The sequence below is a fragment of the Bradyrhizobium commune genome (assembly GCF_015624505.1).
GTDB lineage: Bacteria > Pseudomonadota > Alphaproteobacteria > Rhizobiales > Xanthobacteraceae > Bradyrhizobium > Bradyrhizobium commune.
The window spans coordinates 4,061,530-4,081,749 of sequence record NZ_CP061379.1; the positions used below are offsets into that span (position 1 = coordinate 4,061,530).

Consider the following 20,220-nt stretch of genomic DNA (forward strand, 5'->3'; position numbering starts at 1 on the left):
CGACCCACCGAATCAGAACGTGCTCGCGTCATCGCTGAACGCGAGGTCGGCTGTTCCGCCGCGATCCGCGCATCGCTCGGGGGTGCTGTCATGCGCGGGCTCCTTGATCCGGAACCAAGCCACGTAAAGCGCGGGCAAGAACAGAAGCGTGAGCACCGTGCCGACGATGATGCCGCCCATCATCGCGTAGGCCATCGGGCCCCAGAACACCTCGCGCGCGATCGGAATCAGCGCAAGGCTCGCGGCCGCCGCCGTCAACATGATCGGACGCATGCGATGCTCGGTTGCTTCGACGACGGCGTCCCACGCCGGGCGGCCTTCACTCTTCAGCTGTTCGATCTGCACGATCAGAATCACCGAATTGCGGATCAGAATGCCGATCAATGCCAGCACGCCGAGAATGGCGACGAAACCGAGCGGTGCGCCGCTTGGCAGCAGCGCTGCGACGACACCGATCACGGCAAGCGGCGCGACCGCGAATACCAGGAAGAGCCGATGGAAGCTTTGCAACTGGATCATCAGGATCGTCGCCATGATGAACAGCATCAGCGGCACCACGGCAGCGATCGGCGCCTGACCTTTGGCGCTTTCCTCCACACTGCCGCCGATCGCCAGCGAATAGCCCGGGGGCAGCTTTTCCGAAAATTTCCTCACCTCCGGAGCGAGTTGATCCACTACGGTCTTCGGCTGCGTGGCATCCACAATGCCCGCCTGGAGCGTGATGGTGGGGAGCCGCGAGCGGCGCCATATCGTCGGTTGCTCGATTTGGTAGCGCAGCGTGGCGACGGCAGCCAACGGTACCGCCTGGCCGCCAGAACCAGTCAGTTGCAGATCTCTCAATGTCTCGATTGATCCGCGCTCGGCAGCAGTCGCACGTCCAAGCACCTTGATGAGATAGATATCGTCGCGCACCTGGGTTACGTTTGTGCCGTTGAGCACCCCATTCAGGGTAGTCGCAATGTCCTCGGAGGAAACTCCGAGTTCGCGCGCTTTGTCCTGAAGCACATCGACTTTGACGACGCGCGCGGGCTCCATCCAGTTGAAGACGACGCCTCCGAGGTGTGGATTGGCGCGCAGCACGCTGGCAAGCTGCTGCGAAAGGTCCCGGACGTCGGCGATGACGGGGCCGCTCAGGCGATACTGAACCGGCCGTCCGACGGGGGGGCCGACCTCGAGGAGCTTGACGTAGGTGTCTGTGCCCGGAAAGGTCTTTTTAAGATAAGCTTCCAGCTCGGCCTTGACGCGATCGCGCACCCCGATTCCCTTGGTGACGATAACGGTCTGACCGAATGAGGCGTTCGGGGTTTGCACATCGAAGGACAAGATGAAACGGGGAGCCCCGGTCCCGACATAGGTCGACCAGTGATCGATGCCGTCATTCCCCCGCAGCGCCTCCTGCTCGAAGCGCGCCATCTGTGCGTTGGTTTCCGCAATCGAGCCGTTCTGCGGCAAATTCCAGTCGACGACCAATTCGTTGCGATCCGACGATGGAAAGAACTGCTGTTGCACGAACGTCATGCCGAATATCGCAAGCGCGAAAGCAGCCGCCGTCACTCCGATCGTGATCCAGCGCCGGCGCATGCAGATGGCAAGTGCGCGAGAAAAAACCTTCGCCAACCGGCCCTTCTCCCCGTGGTGCGCTTTCATGGTCGCGGGCAGTATGGTCACGCCAAGCAAAGGCGTGAACAACACCGCAACGATCCACGACACCAGCAGGGAGACTGCAATGACGACGAACAATGTATAGGTGTATTCGCCGGCGCTGCTGCTGTTGAGCCCGACCGGAATGAAGCCGGAAACGGTGACCAGCGTTCCCGTCAGCATGGGAAAGGCCGTCGAAGTATAGACGAAGGTTGCCGCCTTATGCAACGCATCTCCCATCTCCAGGCGCGCCACCATCATCTCCACTGCGATCATCGCGTCGTCGACCAGAAGACCGAGAGCGATGATCAGAGCACCGAGTGAAATGCGTTGCAGCGTAACGCCGGTGTAGGCCATCACGACGAAAGTGATCGCCAGCACCAGCGGAATTGCGATCGCAACCACGAGCCCGGCGCGAAGACCGAGGCTGATAAAGCTGATCGCGAGCACAATCACGACCGCCTCGAACAATGCCTCGGTGAAGCCCGACACGGCATGGTCGACGATCGCGGGCTGATCCGATACGAGGTGGACGCCCACGCCGATCGGCAGGTCGTCCGTAATATCGGACATCTTCTGCTTCAAGGCTTCGCCAAATTTCAAAAGGTTGGCCCCGCTTTTCATCCCGATAGCGACCGCAATCGCCGGCTGGCCGTCGACACGGAACAGCGTGGTAGGCGGATCGGTATAGCCGCGCGTGATGGTCGCGACGTCCGTCAGGGGGAAAAAGCGGTTATTGACGCGGAGATTGACCGCCCGCAGGCTGGCCTCGGACGCAAACTGGCCACTCACACGCACGCTGACCTGCTCAGGCCCGGCTTGAAGCTCGCCTGACGGAGTGACCGCGTTTTGCTTCTCCAAGGAATCGATGATCGAATTGGTATCTAGACCGAGCGCGGCAATTTTCCGGGTGGAGAACTCCAGGTAAATTACTTCGTCCTGTGCGCCGAGAATGTCGACCTTGCCGACATCGGGCACGGTCAAGATCCTGGCCCTGGCGGTCTCGACCCGATCGCGCAGCTGGCGCTGACTTAGTCCGTCGCTGGTGAACGCGTAGATATTGCCGAAGACATCCCCGAAGCGATCATTAAAGGCTGGTCCGACCACCCCTTGCGGAAAGTCCTGCTGAATGTCGGCGATCATGTTGCGAACCCGGACCCAGGTGGGGGCCACATCGCGGGCCTTTGTGGTGTCCCGGAGGTTTACAAAGATCGTGGTTTGTCCGTCGACCGTGAGGCTCTTGGTGTAGTCGAGCGACTCGAGCTCTTCGAGCTTCTTCTCGATCCGGTCGGTGACTTGACGTGTGACCTCCTCTGCGGAGGCACCCGGCCATTGCGCCTGGATCACCATCGTCTTGATGGTGAAGGCGGGATCTTCTTCGCGCCCGAGCTGCAGGTAGGAGAACAGGCCCGCTGCCGCAAATGCGATCATGAAGTACCAGACGAGCGAGCGATGCGCCAACGCCCAGTCGGAAAGATTGAAGGACTTCATCGCGTCGTCTCCCGTTCGATACGGACCTGCTGTCCATCCTTGAGACTATGGACACCGGCAGTCACGACCCTGGCTCCGGCGCCGAGGCCACCCGTCACGCGGATGCCCCCCTCGTCGTGGGCAATCTCGATGCGGTGCAGTGAGACCATGCTGGTGGAAGGATCTACGATCCAAACAAACGTTTTGCCGTTCTCGGTGAGGATCGCCGACGCAGGCAGGCGCAGGACTGCGTTCTCGCCGGCGGCAAGCCTTGCCGTCACAGTGCTCCCAAGCCGGAAGGTTTCGGGCGGGTTGTTCAAGGTGATGCGGACGCGACGGCTGCGCGTTGCCGAATCGGCTTCCGGCGCGACCTCACGGATCTGGCCCTCGACGTGGATCGCGGGATTGAGCAGCAGACTGACCGTAAATGGCAGGCCGGTCCGCAGCGGCACCGGGAAATCGGGGCCGAGATCGAGCACCGCCTCCCTGATATCGGGACGCGCGACGGTGACGACACTCTGGCCGGCGGACACCACCTGACCCACTTCAGCGCCCACGGCTGTGACAACGCCCGCGAACTCCGCCTTCAGCTGCGCGTAGCCAAGTTGTTCGTGCGCCTTGGCGAGATCGGCCTGCATGCTGGCCACCGTGGCTTCTGCGGCGGCACGTGTCCCTTCGGCGTTTTCGAGGTTTGCCTTGGTGGTGTCATCGGTCGCGATGAGCGTCCGCTGCCTTTGCTCCGCTGCGCTTGCGTTCGTGAGTTGAGCCTGACTTTTTGAAACGTCGGCGATGGCGGAGTTGAGGTCCAGTTCGAGAGTCGCCGGGTCGATTGCGGCAACCATTTGCCCGGCCGCGACGAGGTCTCCGACCTTGGCCGGGCGCGCCGTGAGACGTCCCAAGACCCTGAAGCCAAGATCCGTCTGGTATCGCGGTTCTATCGTGCCGCTGGCAGTGGTATTGCCCGACTGCGTCGGTTCGAGCACCGTTGACAGGACCGGCCGCAATCGCTTCAGGACCTGCGCTTTTTCCGTGCAGCCGGCGGTCGCAGCGCATGCCGCCACGAGAGCGCCAAGTGTGATCCAGCGGTTCGTCATGACGCACCCCCTTCGTATGAGACGGACTGGCCAACGCTGAGCAGCTTGCCGCCATCGATGACGACGCGTTCGCCAGGCTGCAGCCCGTCATGGACGACGACGACGCCGGTTTCATAGGTGTCGACCGTCACTGGCTTCAACGACACGGTTCTGGTTTGGGGATCGACGACCCAGACCGCGGGCGTCGCACCTGTCGCCATCAAAGCGTTCCATGGCACGACGATCTGGTTCATCGGCTTCCACCGGGCGGTGCCCGCAATGGCGCTGCCGAGCGTCATCGCTGCCGGCGGATTTTCGATCGCAACCTTGACCCGCACCGTCGAGCTCTTCGCGTCGATGGCAGGCGACACCTCGCGCACGCGGCCGACAGCCGTCACGTCGCGATTCGAAAGCAGCGTGATAGTGATCTTGTCTTCCGGCTCTCGAAAGAAGACCGATTCGGACACGTCGAAAACGGCGTCCCGATCTCCGTCTTGCGCCAGGGTAAAGGCCGACTGGGCCGGCTGCATGACCTGGCCGACCTCGACATTGCGCGCGGTGACCACCCCGGCGGCGCTGGCCCGCAATACGGTGTCGGCCAATGCCTCTTTCGATCTGCCAAGCCGCGCTTTTGCGGAGTCGAGCGAACCTTCCGCGGTTCGTAATCCTTCTTCGGCCGTATCGAACGCCACACGCGTCGTGAAGCCGTTGGCTATGAGCGTCTTTTGACGTTGGAATGTCGATGCGGCGACCTGCAGTTGCAGCTCCGCCGCCGCCAAATTGGCCGTCGCGGCATCGAAATCGGCCTGCTGCTGTTTTGGATCAAGCCGCGCCAGCACGTCACCGGCATCAACATGCGCGCCGACATCCGCCAGCCGGACGACCACGCGGCCGCTGACGCGGAACGACAACTCGGTCTGAATCCGAGCCTCGACGTCGCCGGTCAGCGTTGCAGAACTCCCTCGGTCTTGCAGCCGCACGATCTCGGTGCGCACGAACGCCGGCGGCTTGACCGCCTTCGTCGCGCGATCGTCGCAGCCGCCGAGAACCGTGAGCACCAGAAGCATAATCGGCACCGGTGCGCGGGCACGGAGCAGCATGGGTATGTCGAGGCGAATATCCGAAAAATCCCAAATGCGACGCATCGCCAGAGCTTCCTTGAATTGAGCTTTATCTTTGTCTCACCGGCATCTGACCTTCCAATTGGTCAAAACGACGAAAACGTCAATATGAATTTATGATCAATTACGGATGGACGGAACACAGGCACAACAGCGGCGGGTGAATGGCGGTAAAAACTTTTCCGTGCTTTCAAGCGGATGGAGCGAAAGCGCTCGGGAAAGCGGCGGCTGGCGCTACTCGGATCACTCATCGGTGAGCGCGACTTGATCGCATGGGAAAGCCGCTTGATGACAGATCAGCGACCGGCCAAGCGCCGCATTGATGCGATCAAGGATTCTGCCGGTGGGACGGCACCCGACCAACTTCAGTCGCAAGGCGGAAACAAAGGCGATAGATGTCGGCGACGCGATCATCGCATCGTCGCGTAGTTCACTGCCGATGTCGGGATTAGGTGGCGCTGCCGGTCGAAGGATGCCGGCGCGCAGTTTTGGCGCGCGCGAGGGTGCGTGCGCCGTTCTTGGAAGCTGGCAGACGCGCAATGACGGATTTAATCTGCTCTGCAGCGAGGCCGATCGCACGGAGGATGGCCGCGACCGCGTCCTCGCGGTGCCGCCGCGACAGCCGCCCCTCACTGAAAGCGCTCAGTAATTGCAGCATCATTCCAACAACGATCTCCAGGCTGACCTCCAGAGAGACACCTCCCTGCGGCAAGCCCCTCGAAAACCGTCTCATGTCCTCGAGAAAGTGGCCGCGCACAGCTGCGAGGCCGTTTGGGGCCGCCGTCGCCATCCGCGCCACAACCCGGGCCCAGTGCGGGTCATCAAGAGCCTTGTCGAGTAAACGACTGCAGCCCAACGCGATGCGCAGTTCCGGTTCGCTGATGGAGAGCCGTGCCGGCTGCAGCAACTCGTCAAATGACCGCACCAGATCCTGGGCGACGGCGACAGCGAGAGCCTGAAGATCCTGGAAATGGACGTAGAACGTACCTTTCGCGACCCCCGCCTCCTTGACCACGTCGTCAACGGTGACTGACTCCACGGCTTGCCCGGCGAATAGCGAGTTCGCGGCGACAACCAGCTGGGCGCGGGTCCTCGCCCGCTTCTCGCGTCCGATTTCGGCGCGACGAATTGGATCAATCTTGGCCATGAGAACTTTGTAGTCATAAATGACTAAAAAGTCAAGATGAGAGCCATAGATGCGAAATAGATGAATTGTTATCGTAACGATGCAACGTCATATTGACGTTTAAGTCACTTTCATATCGCTCGGGAAGACGGGACGCATCCCGCGGAGCTGCCGAATAGTTATCGGTCTCGCGAGACGACGACATCAGCCCCCTTTGCCGGCCGACGTCCGTCGTCTCGGCTTCGGACTCTTGCCAGGCGCGAGAGCAAGCGCGGCGTCCTTCGATGGCGGCAGACGGCCAAGCACGGATTTAATCTGCTTTGCATCGAGCCCGATCGCACGCAGGATGGCCGCGAGCGCGTCTTCGCGGTGCCGCCGCGACAGCCGCCCCTCGCCAAACGCGGACAGCAGTTGCAGCAGCATTCCACTTACGATTTCCAGGCTGAGCTCGGGAGGGACACCGCCCTGCGGCACGCCCTTGGAAAACCGCCTCATGTCTTCCAGAAAGCGGCTGCGCGCCGCCTCAAGACCGCTCGGGCTCGCCGTGGCCATTCGCGCCACAACACGAGCCCAGGCCGGGTCACTGAGAGCCTTGTCGATAAAGCAGCTGCAACCAAATGCCATGCGCAGCTCCGGTTCGCTGATCGCAAGCCGCCCAGGCTGAAGCAACTCGTCAAAAGACTGGACGAGATCTAAAGCCACGGCGGCACCGAGAGCACGAAGGTCCTCGAAATGGACGTAGAAGGTCCCCTTCGCGACCCCCGCCTCCTTGACGACATCGTCGACGGTGACCGATTCCACCGCCTGCCTGGCGAACAGCGAACCGGCTGCGGCAACGAGCTGGGCGCGGGTTCTCGCTCGCTTCTCGCGTCCGATTTCGGCGCGACGGACTGAATTGACGTTGGCCATGGGTGAGATTCCACAATAACTTACAAAGCATTAAGTCAATTTGACAAAGACGTCTAGGTGGCAATGCCGTGACAAAAGCTCTTGTCGTTGCAGGTCCCCTAGCAGCAAGCCCATCCGCTGCAAGGCAATAGGCGTAAGCTCATCCGATCCGACTTCAATTGACGCCCACGCAGCTCTCGGCTGAGGCCCGGCCAGACAGGCGCCGGCGCTAACCGCCGCCCCCAGGGCTCAATGCTGCATCAAACTCCTGTGATTTATGTTGACCACAAAGTCGTAATGACTATTTGGTCATCATCAGTGCAACGGGCTTCGCCTTGCGCGCTGAGAAACTTGTGGGCGGCCGGAAACCGCACAGTGGATCACACCCTTCCGGCATCACCTGAAGAAACGACCCGCAGTCGTTTCACGCCTGGAAATGGAGCTTGTCATGCTGCGTAAATCAATCCTCGTACTGGCGACCACCACTGCCGTCTGCAGTGGTGCACTTTTGACGTCCGCATTCGCGTTCGGGCCGCCGCTTCCCCACGGCGGTCCGCCAGCTCCCCATGGTGGGCTCCCGCACCTCGGCGGCGGCTTGCCCTCCCCCCATGGCGGCCTGCCTCACTTCGCCGGCGGTCCGCCCATGCCCCACGGCGGCTTGCCCAACTTTGCCGGCGGCGCGCCTTTCCACGGCGCCCCGAACTCGGCCGAGCCCCATCCAGGCAACCTTGCCGCGGTTCACCCGGGCGGTCCTGGGGTCGAGCCGGCCAATCTGGGTGCTGCTCAAGCTACCCCCGGCTCTGCCGGAGCTATAGCCGCCGAGGGCGCGAACGGCGCGGCGGCCAGTGGAGCCGCGGCAACCGCCAACGGCGCAGCGACGAGCTACGCCAATGGCGCCAGTGGCATTGCGGCCGGTGCTTACGGTGGCGGCTCCACGGATGGCGGTTACGGCAACGGTGCCGCGGCCGCCGGCTACGCCTACGGCACCGCGGCTGGTTACGCAGCCGGCGCCAGCAGCTCCGGAAGTAGCGGTTACAGCTCCGGAACGAGTGGATCCTCGGACAGCGGCTACACCTATCAGTATCCGACCGCCAGCTACGGCTCTACGACCAATGACTGCAATAGCAACAACAGCTGCCAGTCTTCTGGTGGCTACAGCTCCGGCTATCAGACCGGAAACGGCGTTGTCGTTCAGGGGAGTGGCGGCGCTGTCGAGGGCGCTGGCGGCACCGTTGGAGCAGTCGGCGCCGTTGGTGGACGTGGCGGAGTCGTAGGAAGCGCAGGCGGCGTAGGTGCTGCGGGCGGACTCCGCGGGGCTGCCTTGGCCGGGCGTGGCTTCGGGGGAGGCCCGCGCGGCGTTGAAGGCGGCCCGCCTCACCTGCGGTAAGTAGCGCCGGGGGGATCGGAGTCTCTCCCGATCCCCCACGCCCTTGCTCGGAGCGCGGAGCAAGCCCCGCAGAAACAGCGCAACGCTGCTACTGGCAGGAGTTCTCGGCGATACGATCGTTGAAGGCCTCAATTTCAGCGTCGAGAACCTCAAGCGTGCGTCGACGCGCGACGCCATCCTGGCAAGACGCCGCATCTTTGCGAGCCGTCACCGCCTCGACGAACTGTTTGATGTAGACGCGGCAAGTGTCGCCGCCTCCCGCAACATCGAGCCTGCTCTGCTGCGGATGACGTGGCTCGCGACCGAAAGAGGAAACGCTTGCCGACGCATAGGCGCATCGCGACTCAGCCATTGCGGCTGTACCGGACAACAGCAAGAGGACAGGGCTTACCGCCAATACAATTCGCCTCACGACTGCACCCTTGTCTGCCATGGCGCCTCGGCGCTTGTTCGCTGGGAACCTGCGGGGCTTCATCTGATTGATGCAAGAAGAGCGGCCGTCCTTTGGGGGAAGGACGGCCGCAACGAGCCTGGCATTGGGGGCTGATCAACACCAGGCGCGACCAGGTTGGCGAATGGGTCTGACGGAGTGCCCAACCTAGCGTTTCGAACCCTCGATATCTTGACGACAGATTTCACCGAAGGGCCGGAGGGGGTCGGCGACACCTGCGGCGACCTCCTCGCGAATTTCTCGAAAGCTCCTGTTCGGAGCCGCATACGCGTCCACCACCGCAACCATGACAACTTCGGCTGCTGAAATCACCTCCGGCGGCGAAATGAGACGCATGCGAGAGACGAGCGCGAATAGCGGGACCACCATCGATGGGTTGTCTTCCTGGCAGGATTGCGCGTGTGCAAATGCCCGCGACGCTTCGTCGATGAACTTGTCGTACAGGGCTTCGCGCTTGGCGATCTCGGTGGCGGAGCGACCACCATTCAAATGAACCCAGTGCGTGGTCCAGTTCGCCGCAAATGACGACAGCGCCCCGGCGGCAGAGCCAATCAGGGCTGCCAGTGCGGGCAAGGTAGTTGCTTCCATGTTTTCTTCTCCATTGACCACGACTTGGACGCAGAGTGGTGGTGAGCGATAGCGGATTGAGCGAACCGTCCGCGCCGGTCGGCTCTAATGCAGACCCGACCACGTCGTCGATTGCGATCAGCACCGTTAGAGTGCTTGCGCTTCCGCCGCGAACTGATGTTGAAACAACAGTGCTGTACTAGCGGGGATACCGCGTCGGTTCGGGATAAGTTCCGGACGTGGCAGAACGCGGCGGACTGAACACGCTCGCACAGGTATCACTGAGCTCTTGCTGCCGCGAGACGAGGCAGGCAGTAATGCGGTCCGGGTCTGGAATGAACTCGCTGCAAAGCCTGAACACATCGGGCGTGCATGCGGCACGCTGTTGTGCCGTTCCCTGCGCCGACGCCGGCGCCGCAAAACCAGGTGCGAGGACCAAAATTGCGATCGCGACACGCTTGCTGAGCTTCATTGTCTTGTCTCCAGCGGTGATCGTCGCGCGGCTTCCAACCAGGCGACAGGTTTTGTGCGCGAAGGGTCTCGCGCCAATTCTGATCACGTAGGTCATTCCGACTATTTGGTCAATATGGTATCACGGGGGTTTGATGGCTGATGCCCGTCAGTGAGTGCGGCCTCGGTTTGCGTCAAAGTGCGCCGGCCTGCATTCTGCCGATCACTGCGGAGCGCGCGATCAGTTCCTCAACTTGCGGCTCGTTGCTCTTAAGTGCTGTCGAATGGCTTTTGATGCCGCCACGATAAAATCACCGAATGGATCTTGACGCTGCACCGAGTGGTGGCGGACAGCTCCCGCACTCGTCTCAATGAACGAGGCGGCCAAGGCCCGGGCGGCCGTGTCCGCTTTACAATTTATTTGCAGACGTTCTACCACCGCCACCAAAAGGCTGGGCTTGCGGCTATGCCGATAATGCATCCTTCTGAATTTCGTAACCGCTCAGGATGTAAACGAATCCAAAGCAGCCTCGCGCACAAGTAAAGTGCAGTAGGCGGAGCTCAGAGACTCGAGCTGACGATTGCATGCGGTAAATCGAGAACGCGAGGGTGTGGGCCGCGACGGCAGAGAAAAAGCGAGACCGCGAAATTGCTCGCCTGTGCCTCTTCAAAATCGGTCGGTACAGCATTTGGTACAGCACGACATATAGCGACCAGGCTTGAGTGCTGATTGCGCTTAGCTTTTTGAGATGCCCCGGTCTAATCCATCATGGGCGCAATCCTGAAACTTTCGCAGAAGCAATTCTCGCGAACGCCAGTGACGCAGGGTAATGCGACCCTTCTGTTCGGGTTCGCAACGACGGCTGGTCTCTCCCTGGGGCCGGCCGTCCCTCTTTTGTCGGCTGCAGATTTTTGACAGGAAGCGATCGCCGGTCGCGACGTTGCATGATCAGCTCGCGCACTGGATCGCAGCAAATCGTAGGTTGGCGGACAAAATCGTACGATTGGTAGCGGGAGACCGCTACATTGCTAAACCCACTATTTCGGAGGCCCTGTTTTCTTATCGGCGCGCAGCGTAACTGGCCTAGCGGCACTTTGATAGGGCCGCCAAATGCCGCCTGTTGTGCGCGATTTAACTACGGCTTCGGGAGCTACCGAGCAGGTCCAAATCCTGGACCTGCAACCATCTCAGATTGCTATTCGAGGCGGCCGCGTAGCGTTGCCCTCCGAAGGCAAAGGTCACACGTTCGAATCGTGTCGGGTGCGCCAAAATTTACTTTTTCAACGCGATATGCGCCCGCGGGCCGAACTCCGGCTCTGTCGGGCAAGAGGCAGTCGGGAGGAAGTCTTTCAGCTCCGCTGGGCGGTCCAGTACCCTGAGCAACGTGCGCCTCCCGAATAGCCGCTCCATGTTCCGCGACCGGAATTGCTCGCGAGTCGACCTGAGCCGGACGCATGTTTGTCCGGAACGGTCACCGAGGCGCGGACGACGCCCGAGCGCGCTACATGGCCCGTGAACTTCACAAGGTTGGGATGCGTGACGATGCCGTTAGTAATGTTGACGGAGAAATTATAGGTCGGATCGCACGCGCCTCTTTGGGTCACGAAGAGCAGCTCCCAAGATCCGTCGTACGGCGAGCGGGCTTGTGCGACCGATGCGCAGGCAGCCAGGCAACTCGCGGCTATGGCACATGTGAGAAGTTTTTTCATTGTGTGCTTCCAAAAGGTTTTGGTCATTCGCTTCGTTGAAAATGTGCCGGCATGCATTGCTGATCACTCTGCCGCGACCGCGTGATGTTGGAGCGGCAATTTGACTCGGCCCCATACATTGACCAGCGCTTCGGCGAGCCCGTCAATCAGTTCGTCATCGTGATAGGGCGTCGGCGTGATGCGCAGCCGCTCGGTGCCGCGCGGGACGGTCGGATAGTTGATCGGCTGGACATAGATGCCGTGCTTGGCGAGCAGGAGATCGCTCGCTTGCTTGCATGTCTCGGGATTACCCACCATCAAGGGCACAATATGGGTCTCACTGGACATGACCGGCAGGCCTGCTGCATTGAGCACGGACTTGACCCGAGCCGCCCGCTCCTGATGGCGGTCGCGCTCCCATTGCGAAGACTTGAGGTGCCGGATCGCCGCGGTAGCGGCGGCGCAGACAGCCGGCGGCAGCGCGGTGGTGAAGATAAATCCCGGCGCGTAAGAGCGCACCGCATCGATGATATCGGCATTCGCCGCGATGTAGCCGCCTAGGCAGCCGAATGCCTTCGCCAGCGTGCCCTCGACGACGTCGATCCGGTGCAACGCACCTTCCCGCGCGGCGATGCCGGCACCGCGCCGACCATACATGCCGGCCGAATGGACCTCGTCGATGTAGGTCATGGCGCCGTAGCGCTCGGCGAGGTCGCAGATGCGGTTCACCGGCGCGACGTCGCCGTCCATCGAGTAGAGCGCCTCGAATACGATCAGTTTCGGCCGCTCGGGAGCCTCCGCCGCCAGCAATTCCTCGAGGTGACCGACGTCGTTATGATGCCAGATCTTCTTTTCCACGCCGGCGCGCCGCACGCCCGAAATCATCGAATTGTGGTTCCAGGCATCGGAGAAGATCACGCAGTTCGGCAGCAGATTCGCGATAGTCGCGATGCCGGCGTCGTTGGACACGTATCCTGAGGTGAACACCAGCGCGGCCTCCTTGCCGTGCAGGTCTGCGAGCTCGCGCTCCAACTCGACCAGCGGATGGTTGGTCCCAGAAATGTTACGGGTGCCTCCCGCGCCAGCGCCCATGCGGGTCGCGGTCTCGACCATGGCGCCGATCACCTTTGGATGCTGGCCCATGCCAAGATAGTCGTTCGAGCACCAGATCACGACCGGCCGTGGGCCGCTTGGGGAATGCCATATTGCGTGCGGGAAACGTCCCGCGATGCGCTCGAGATCCGCAAACATACGGTAGCGCTGTTCGGCGTGCAGGCGAGCAAGCGCCGCGGAAAAGTAGTGATCATAAGTCATCGCAAAAGCTCCACCCGGATTATGCTTAACGATTGGGAGTTCGCCGATCCAAAGAGCCGCCGAGCCCATCCGATTCCGCGCCGTCGCCCGTCGGGCTCCAAAGGGGGCGGCCAGTCCTCGGGGAATGGACCCGCCGCAGGCGATGCACGGCGGAGGGACCGAGCGCCGGGCGCCGAGCACTTGCAAAGGTGTCTGCCTCCGCGAGGCAAACTGGTATTCGACAAGCAATCTCGGGGCGAGTGAAGCAGTCCAAATCCCGGAAAATCGTAGCTAATGCGTATCCCAGCGCATTGAGCGCAGTGGCTATGCGACCTTGCCTGCGAGCAGCCCAGCAGCAGGCGAAGTAGCTGATGTCGACCGACACTCTCATCAATGCGACCTGCCGAGTACGAACGTGAAGGGCACGATGAAGAGTTCATCGCCCCGATCGTCGCTGACGTGCAAGGCCCAGTCACGCCAGTCCTCGAGGCTGCGCTCGTTGGTGAAGGATTGCACGAGGCGGGTCGCATGATCGCGCGCCTCAGCGAGGTCGTTCACCACGGCGCCCCGGTAATCGAGGAACACCTTCTTCGTGTTGGAGCAGTGGAAAAATACCTGGGTCATTTTCAACCTCCTTCAAACGGAACAAGACGCAGCGCGTGATGCTGGCGTGGCAGACGTTCGCGAGGGGACAGTGCGACAGCTGGAAGCGGTGATGCAGTGAGGATTTGGCACCACAACCAGGTTGCCATGAGAGGTAAGAGGATCATCTGCGCGCCTTGTGGATCGTCACTGTCGTCAGGCTCAACCGCCGCACTTTGACGCCAACAGATCGTTGAAGGCGTTGATCTCGGAATCGAGCGTAACCTGAGCCCTTTCGCCGTCGATGCATTTTGCCGCGGCGTGCCGCAATGTCACCGATTCGTAGAACGACGCGGCATAGGCGCGACACATCTTCTCCTTATCGGCTGCTTTGTCAGGTTGGCTGCGCAGCGTCTCCCAACGCGAGCGAGAGGCATCGAGGTTTTTGATCGACGTACACTCGGCGGCGAGCGCAGGAATCGTGGACGCGTTGATCGCAGCAGAAGCGATGAAAACGAGTATTCTCCTCATGATCGAACTCCACAGAGCGAGTTGTTTCGAGGAGAGTTACAGTTTGCGGGTTCTATCTTCTATTGCACGCGAGTTGTTCTGAATGCAGCTGTCGTTGCGGCAACATAAACCTTGTTAGAAGCGACGAGCGACGGTCTCGTATGCTGCATTGGGGCCACACCTCTTACCGCGCGGCGGGTACAAACTCAGTCGACAGGGAAGCTGTGGCCTGCACTTTCAGCGAATAACCGCTTCTCACGAAGGGCTGGGAATGCAGCCTGGCCGGGCCGAAGTTTTGCCGATCAGTCCGAAGAAGCTCGTCTCGAGTTCGGATCGAACGTTTTGCAAAAGCGTTCCGCTCTCGCCGCCCCTGCCGTTCCGGATCGTGACGGTTGCTGTCAAACCCGACACCAGAGGCACGCCGGCTGGTACATCGTCGATCGCAATCCGGACCGGCACTCGCTGCGCTAAACGTACCCAGGTGTAAACCGGATCGACGTTAGGCAACCCTTGCGTGGAAGCCGCTGCGTTGGACACGCTGATACCGCGCGTCACTGTTGCGATATGCCCCGTGATAGGCGCCGAGTAGCCCATCAGTTTTGCCTCGACGCGGTCACCCACGCACAGCCTCGCCAGTTTCGTTTCCTCGAAGTAGCCATCGACCCAATAGCTATCTGTGTCGATGATCGACACGTTGGTGGCACCTTGATGCGCGTAGTCTCCCTCTCGCAGCAAGACGTTGGTAACGATCCCATTCACCGTGCTACGCACCTCGGTGCGCTGCAGGTTGACCTCAGCCTGTGCCACTTGCTCGCGAGCCGCGTCTACGGCGGCTTTCGCCTGCAGCGCATTTCCCTCATAGACTTGCTTCTGTTCGACGGACGTAGATAACTCGGACAAGCGGTTGCGTCGATCGGACTGCAATTCCTTCACATTCAGATCGGCAATCTTTTGTTGCAGAGCCGCCTTATGCGCACGCAGCGCGACGTCGAAATCGAAGGGATCGATCACGTACAAAATGTCGCCCTTGTGGACGAACTGATTGTCGACAATGCGCAGCTCCTTGATTTGACCAGAAATCTGTGGCGCCACACTAGCGACCTGAACTCGCACGCGCCCGTTTCGTGTCCAGGGCCCGGCGTTGTACCGGTCCCAGGTCACGAGAGAGACCAGCACCGCAACGGCTGCAATCCCGGCTGTCGCTACCTTGCGCAGCAGAAACCGCGCCGTTCGCAACGCCCCGCCTCGCCTCCGCGCGATGGACTTTCCGGAGGCCGAGACGGACAGTTTGGTGCCCGGATGAGCTTCCGATAACCTTCGCCCAATGTCGTCGAGCTCACTGGCTTGGCGAGCCGAAGCGTCACCGATGCTCGGCGACGGGCGCGTGACTGACGCCTGCATTTTGTCTTGCTGAATAGCCTCATCATGAACGGCCGCATCCATAACCACCTCCTCTAGAATAACAGCATCAATAAGCCCAGAACAGTCACGTACAGACTGAGCTCGGCAACTGGGGCGTGACTGAACATGTTCGCGAAGCCGATGACATGCAGAAGCGGTCGGAGGATAATGATGACGACGAGAACCATCATCAAATAGGTTACAAACGGCGCCAACAGGACACCCCCGACGACCAGCTCTGGGAAGATGTGTGCCATCAATGTGCCTCCCCGGGGGACCCGACGCCGCTGCCCCGGGCAACGACGTTGCTTGTCATGGTCAGGCACGCAGCAGCATCGCCTTCAATCGAGTCTTGCTGCGGAGTCCGCTCACTCAACCTGTGTGCAATGGCGCGCAGCGTGAACGTATCTCGCTTGGCGATCGCCTCGCGTGCCTCGTCTGCTAATGCTTCAAGAGACCCATCAGTGAATTGCATCAGCTTCGCATCGCAAATCCGAAGTATTGCCGACTGATCGAAGCATGAGAGCATATCAGCGAGAGCACGACTGTCCTGGGCCCCGCCGGCAGCAAGAAATTTCCCGATACGCGATGCGTCCCGGAACATCGCCTCCTCGGGAGCTTCCCGATTCGTCTGGTCCAGTTCCTGCAGCCCGCCACGAGCCTCTGCGAGCAGCCGCATCCTGCGCTTCTCGTCGGAGACTGGCGGAATCAGCGTCTGTGCCGCAAAGAGGAGCGCCGCTGCCGCGATGATGAATAGGCAGGTGAAGAGAAAGGCCTGTGGATTGTAGGTCTGCGGATTACTCGGCGCCAGCATGAGCAGGGGAAAACTCAGATTGACGCGGCCCAGTGACGACCACAGAAGATTTTTGGAGGTCGCGAGGAGTGCTGAGCCGACCACAAAAGGACCAAGGCCGATGGCCAGCAGAGGAAAGGCGTCGGCGCCATTGAGGACGACGAACTCGAGTATGCCGGTCAGGACAGCTGCGATCGGCGCAGCAACAAGGGCGATAGCGGTGAAGGCACGCGGATTCGGAGTTGTGGCTCCCAATGCGGCAATGAGCGCCACGAAAGACAGCGAAATGCTCGCGGCGGGCCACCCCGCCCAAATGTAGAACATCGAGGCGATTGCAAACCATGCGGCGGCACGGACACCACTTTCGGCAGCCGTTTTCCACGATCGGTGCAAGGGCGCCCGCCAACCCCGCAGTGGCCACCTCGCCGACCTCAGGTCCGACAGATCCTGACGAACCTCCTCATCCCGGCGCAGCAACTCTCTGGCTGCCCATGCCGAAGCCCCGCTCGCAGGATCACTTTTGGTCCGCCCAGCCTGCAACTCGCTGACCAGCGCGACCGCAGCGCTGCGAGCGGCAGTGCTCCTGACTGAGCCGCTGCTCGACTCCAAGGCCACGCTTGCGATATCTGGCCGCAGCGCCACGATTTCCTGCAGTAGCGTCAGGAATGTGGTCAGATTGTCCGGTTCGCCGCGGCAGGCTGCGCTTGCATAGTCGCGAACGCGGCGATGGATCGCCGTCAGCTGCGTGAGCAGGCGCGGTTGACGGTCAGGAGCGAACATCAAACTGTTGACCACTAACATCGATAGAATGCCGACGGTGATCGCGGCTCCGCGCGCCATACCGAATTCAAACACGCGCTGTGGGTTGTCGATCTGCTGTGTCGCAATCAATGCGACGGTGTAGCCGGACAGCACCGCTGCATAGGCCCGGTAGCCGTCCAGGAGCTTCGCCGCAAAGACGCAAATACCGAGCCACACCGCGAACGCCGCCAACACGAGATCTCTCGCCTGGGAGAAGAACCCGGTGATTGCGATTGATGCTACCACGCCCACAACAGTGGCGAGCAGTCGAAACCCCGCCTTGTCTAGCGCCTGACCGCGGGTCGATTCGGCAAGAACTCCAATCGTGAGCGCTGCCGTCGTCGGAGATTCCAGCTGCAACCAAAAGCTTATGAACAGCGCAAGGACTGTAGCCAGCCAGATGCGAATGGCGAAGCTCCAGGAAGCGATGGGAATCTTCGCTACGGTGAACGGCTGCTCTGCTGTTGTCGCGAACACGTCGGATCCCTCACCAAATTGTAGATGCCTTGCCACTCGTGTTCAGTTTCCGTGTCGAGAGACATCGACTGAGGCGACGAAGCAGTAGCCCCGTCCGGGGATATTGACGATGAATCGATTCCCGTCGCGTCCGTCACGCAGCGCGCGACGCAATGCAGACATATGGACCGTGAGGTTGGCGGCCCCTACATGGACATTGGGCCAAACCCGAGCCATCAGGTCCTGCTTGCTGACGAGCTCACCGCGCCGCTCAAGCAAAACGGTCAGGATTTCCAGCGCCCGGCTTCCGATCCCTACGGGCTTATCGCCTTCCAGCAGAAGAAACTGCGTCGCAAGCAAGCGAAACGGTCCGAACGAAACGTCGGCTGGAGCGACGCCGGCCGATGCCGTTTGCTTCTCGAAGATAGGTCTGACCACATGTCGACTCTCAACGGCGTGTCCGACATCGAGGCTCGGTTCGGGGTGAAATTGCTCCAGGCGTCCGAAAGCTAAAGTCGATCGCATTGTGACCTCGCGTGCTTTGGCAGGGATTATTCCCCGTAAACATTCCAGTGACACGCAGTCTGAGGATTTGGAGTGCCGCCAGCTATTCCACGCTGGGGGCGCGCAATGACAGATTTGTTTGCGCTCCCTAAACCTAGATTTACAAGCGCCATTCCGGCGTACGATAGAAGCAGCCGCCTCTCCGCGGTAACTTCAGCCCATGCGGATCGCTAAGTGCACAGTGACCTGCTCTTCGTTTGCTCCGGCACGCAGTGCCGAGAAACGCAGCGGAACCGGACCCGCGAGCCGGCAGCTGCAAGACAAGGCCGGCGGCGTAACGCCCGCCGGCCTTTCTCTTGGTCAGCTTGGAATTGCGCAACTGGATACTCGGAGTCGGCGACTAGTTGCGGCTCTGAAATCGCCAGGGCTTTTGATAAGGCCAGCTATCACACACGAGCGGCGTGCAATGACCGCTCCAGCCGCGTCATCGTAACCCAGATTTGGACGTGACGGATTCCCCGGGGGCCAATGCTCGGCGAGTGCAACGACGGAGCAGCCTGACCGATCTGACAGCGCGAATAGAACGTCACGCAAGGTGGGCAGCCTAGGAACGTCGCGGCGGGTCGAGCACCAGCTTGAGCTTGTCGGCTATTCGGCCCAGCTCGGGAAGCGAACCGGCCTGCATCTTTTGCATCGCCCTGCTACGATGCACCTTCACTGTAGCCTCGGCGATCCCGATATCGTGGGCAATCTGTTTGCTCAGGCGGCCGCGAGCGACCTGAATCACAATCTCGCGCTCCCTGGGGCTCAACGACCCGAAGCGCTCCCTGAGAGCGGCTAGATCCTTGTCATTTTCGCGCCTTGCACGATCGCGAGACAGCCCGAGTTGGATGGCGTCGAGGAGATCCTGATCGCGGAACGGCTTGGTCAGGAACTCGATCGCGCCCCTTTTCATGGCCTGAACGGACATCGGTATGTCACCGTGTCCCGTGATAAAGATGATAGGGATCTCGCTGTTGGCCGCAGCGAGCTCATGCTGAAGGTCGAGGCCGCTTTGGCCCGGCATTCTAATATCGAGCACCAGGCAGGTGGGGCAGTCCGGTGGATCGGACTTGAGAAACTCGGAAATGGACGCAAATAGCTGAACATTGATGCCGAGCGATCGCAGCAGACGTCCGACAGATGCGCGGACGTCCGGATCGTCGTCGATGACCAGCACGGTCGGGGTTGCGTCAGACATCGCTGCTACTCGGAAGAAATCGCCAAATTAGCTTGTGTCTCGGCTTGCAGCTCGGCAAGACCATACATTTCTAGGCCGAATTCCGGAACCTGAACAGCCCATTTTCCGGAGGTTGGGGGCGGGTACACCAAAGTTTACGCACGCTGGCACCGCCCGCCCCTCAGTGGGGCTGGTCGACTTTCGGTTGAAGTTCCATCCGCGGACTCGCTCGATCGCCGCCGAATACTACTGGTCAGCTCATGCACTCAACTCGCGTTCAATTTTAGCAACCGATCGAGCAAATGCCTTGGCCGCATCATCGCGCGAAGCCTTCTCGGCTCGCCGTTCGTAGTCGTTGGCAAGGGCTTTGAGTTGACCCGCAACCGCTCGGTCGCTCATGGTTTTGGCGGCAGAGAACAAAGTCTGCGCCGTCTTCAAATATTGCTTGCCTCGTTGCGAGATCTGAAACGTCATGAAACCCTCGCGCGATTCTCTGGCAGCTGGTCGACGGGGATTTGGAACCAATTCAGCCAAATGCGGTCACTTTGGCGGCGAGTCCGGAAGCGATTGACGCACTTCTTAGAACAAAGCGGCGTCCGCCACGAATAGTGCCTGACCAGGCCAAATTTGCCGTCACAGATTGCGCATCGCGTCGTTTTGCCTAGACCGTCAGAGCTGTGGGGCACGGTTGCCTCCTTGTGACTTATCGTAGCTGCTCGTTGGCTCACGTGAGCGTGAGAATTCCGATGCGTGCATCAAAGACGATCGCGATCACCGGCTCAATGGAGCGCAGGTCGA

18 protein-coding genes are annotated in these 20,220 nt (G+C 60.8%); 1 reads left to right on the forward strand and 17 read right to left on the reverse strand.

Annotation, left to right across the window (positions count from 1 at the left end; translation table 11 throughout):
- Positions 1-12 precede the first annotated feature (12 nt).
- From IC761_RS19180 to IC761_RS36160, 15 genes are all read right to left on the reverse strand, one after another.
- On the reverse strand, positions 13-3,132 hold the full coding sequence (locus IC761_RS19180; protein WP_195798210.1) for an efflux RND transporter permease subunit: 3,120 nt from the start codon (positions 3,130-3,132) through the stop codon (positions 13-15).
- Positions 3,129-4,205, reverse strand: a complete 1,077-nt coding sequence (locus tag IC761_RS19185) for an efflux RND transporter periplasmic adaptor subunit (RefSeq protein WP_195798211.1) — start codon at positions 4,203-4,205, stop codon at positions 3,129-3,131. The genes IC761_RS19180 and IC761_RS19185 overlap by 4 nt, the downstream gene beginning before the upstream one ends.
- On the reverse strand, positions 4,202-5,329 hold the full coding sequence (locus tag IC761_RS19190; RefSeq protein WP_246791275.1) for an efflux RND transporter periplasmic adaptor subunit: 1,128 nt from the start codon (positions 5,327-5,329) through the stop codon (positions 4,202-4,204). Before IC761_RS19190 ends, IC761_RS19185 begins: the two co-directional genes overlap by 4 nt.
- 424 nt (positions 5,330-5,753) lie before the next feature.
- Positions 5,754-6,452: a TetR/AcrR family transcriptional regulator gene (locus tag IC761_RS19195; RefSeq protein WP_195798212.1), complete on the reverse strand. Its 699-nt coding sequence runs from the start codon at positions 6,450-6,452 to the stop codon at positions 5,754-5,756.
- Between the two features lie 183 nt (positions 6,453-6,635).
- On the reverse strand, positions 6,636-7,340 hold the full coding sequence (locus tag IC761_RS19200) for a TetR/AcrR family transcriptional regulator (protein WP_195798213.1): 705 nt from the start codon (positions 7,338-7,340) through the stop codon (positions 6,636-6,638).
- A gap of 1,454 nt (positions 7,341-8,794) precedes the next feature.
- Positions 8,795-9,139, reverse strand: a complete 345-nt coding sequence (locus IC761_RS19205; RefSeq protein ID WP_195798214.1) for a hypothetical protein — start codon at positions 9,137-9,139, stop codon at positions 8,795-8,797.
- A 165-nt stretch (positions 9,140-9,304) separates the two neighbouring features.
- The gene (locus tag IC761_RS19210) at positions 9,305-9,745 is read right to left on the reverse strand and encodes a hypothetical protein (protein ID WP_195798215.1); all 441 of its coding nucleotides are present in this window, start codon (positions 9,743-9,745) and stop codon (positions 9,305-9,307) included.
- A gap of 178 nt (positions 9,746-9,923) precedes the next feature.
- The gene (locus IC761_RS19215) at positions 9,924-10,196 is read right to left on the reverse strand and encodes a hypothetical protein (RefSeq protein ID WP_195798216.1); all 273 of its coding nucleotides are present in this window, start codon (positions 10,194-10,196) and stop codon (positions 9,924-9,926) included.
- Between the two features lie 1,751 nt (positions 10,197-11,947).
- On the reverse strand, positions 11,948-13,177 hold the full coding sequence (gene hemA, locus IC761_RS19220) for a 5-aminolevulinate synthase (RefSeq protein WP_195798217.1): 1,230 nt from the start codon (positions 13,175-13,177) through the stop codon (positions 11,948-11,950).
- A 369-nt stretch (positions 13,178-13,546) separates the two neighbouring features.
- Positions 13,547-13,780, reverse strand: a complete 234-nt coding sequence (locus IC761_RS19225) for a DUF6894 family protein (protein WP_195798218.1) — start codon at positions 13,778-13,780, stop codon at positions 13,547-13,549.
- 180 nt (positions 13,781-13,960) lie between these two features.
- The gene (locus IC761_RS19230) at positions 13,961-14,269 is read right to left on the reverse strand and encodes a hypothetical protein (protein ID WP_195798219.1); all 309 of its coding nucleotides are present in this window, start codon (positions 14,267-14,269) and stop codon (positions 13,961-13,963) included.
- Between the two features lie 234 nt (positions 14,270-14,503).
- A complete protein-coding gene (locus IC761_RS19235; RefSeq protein ID WP_246791276.1) occupies positions 14,504-15,691 on the reverse strand; it encodes an HlyD family secretion protein in 1,188 nt (395 codons plus the stop codon).
- A gap of 11 nt (positions 15,692-15,702) precedes the next feature.
- Positions 15,703-15,906 (reverse strand): DUF1656 domain-containing protein, encoded by a 204-nt coding sequence (locus tag IC761_RS19240; protein WP_195798220.1) that lies wholly within the window; start codon positions 15,904-15,906, stop codon positions 15,703-15,705.
- Complete coding sequence (locus IC761_RS19245; RefSeq protein ID WP_195798221.1) at positions 15,906-17,720, reverse strand: FUSC family protein; 1,815 nt, start codon at positions 17,718-17,720, stop codon at positions 15,906-15,908. The genes IC761_RS19240 and IC761_RS19245 overlap by 1 nt, the downstream gene beginning before the upstream one ends.
- A gap of 42 nt (positions 17,721-17,762) precedes the next feature.
- The gene (locus IC761_RS36160) at positions 17,763-17,978 is read right to left on the reverse strand and encodes a winged helix-turn-helix domain-containing protein (protein WP_368367111.1); all 216 of its coding nucleotides are present in this window, start codon (positions 17,976-17,978) and stop codon (positions 17,763-17,765) included.
- Here IC761_RS36160 and IC761_RS35900 point away from each other — a divergent pair.
- On the forward strand, positions 17,910-18,212 hold the full coding sequence (locus IC761_RS35900; RefSeq protein ID WP_246791277.1) for a hypothetical protein: 303 nt from the start codon (positions 17,910-17,912) through the stop codon (positions 18,210-18,212). The two genes, IC761_RS36160 and IC761_RS35900, sit on opposite strands and share 69 nt — an antisense overlap.
- Positions 18,213-18,807: 595 nt before the next feature.
- On the opposite strand, the gene IC761_RS19255 is transcribed toward IC761_RS35900, so the two are convergent.
- Together IC761_RS19255 and IC761_RS19260 are read right to left on the reverse strand one after the other, a co-directional pair.
- Positions 18,808-19,443: a response regulator transcription factor gene (locus IC761_RS19255; RefSeq protein ID WP_195798223.1), complete on the reverse strand. Its 636-nt coding sequence runs from the start codon at positions 19,441-19,443 to the stop codon at positions 18,808-18,810.
- A 237-nt stretch (positions 19,444-19,680) separates the two neighbouring features.
- A complete protein-coding gene (locus IC761_RS19260) occupies positions 19,681-19,896 on the reverse strand; it encodes a hypothetical protein (RefSeq protein ID WP_195798224.1) in 216 nt (71 codons plus the stop codon).
- Between the last annotated feature and the right edge of the window lie 324 nt (positions 19,897-20,220).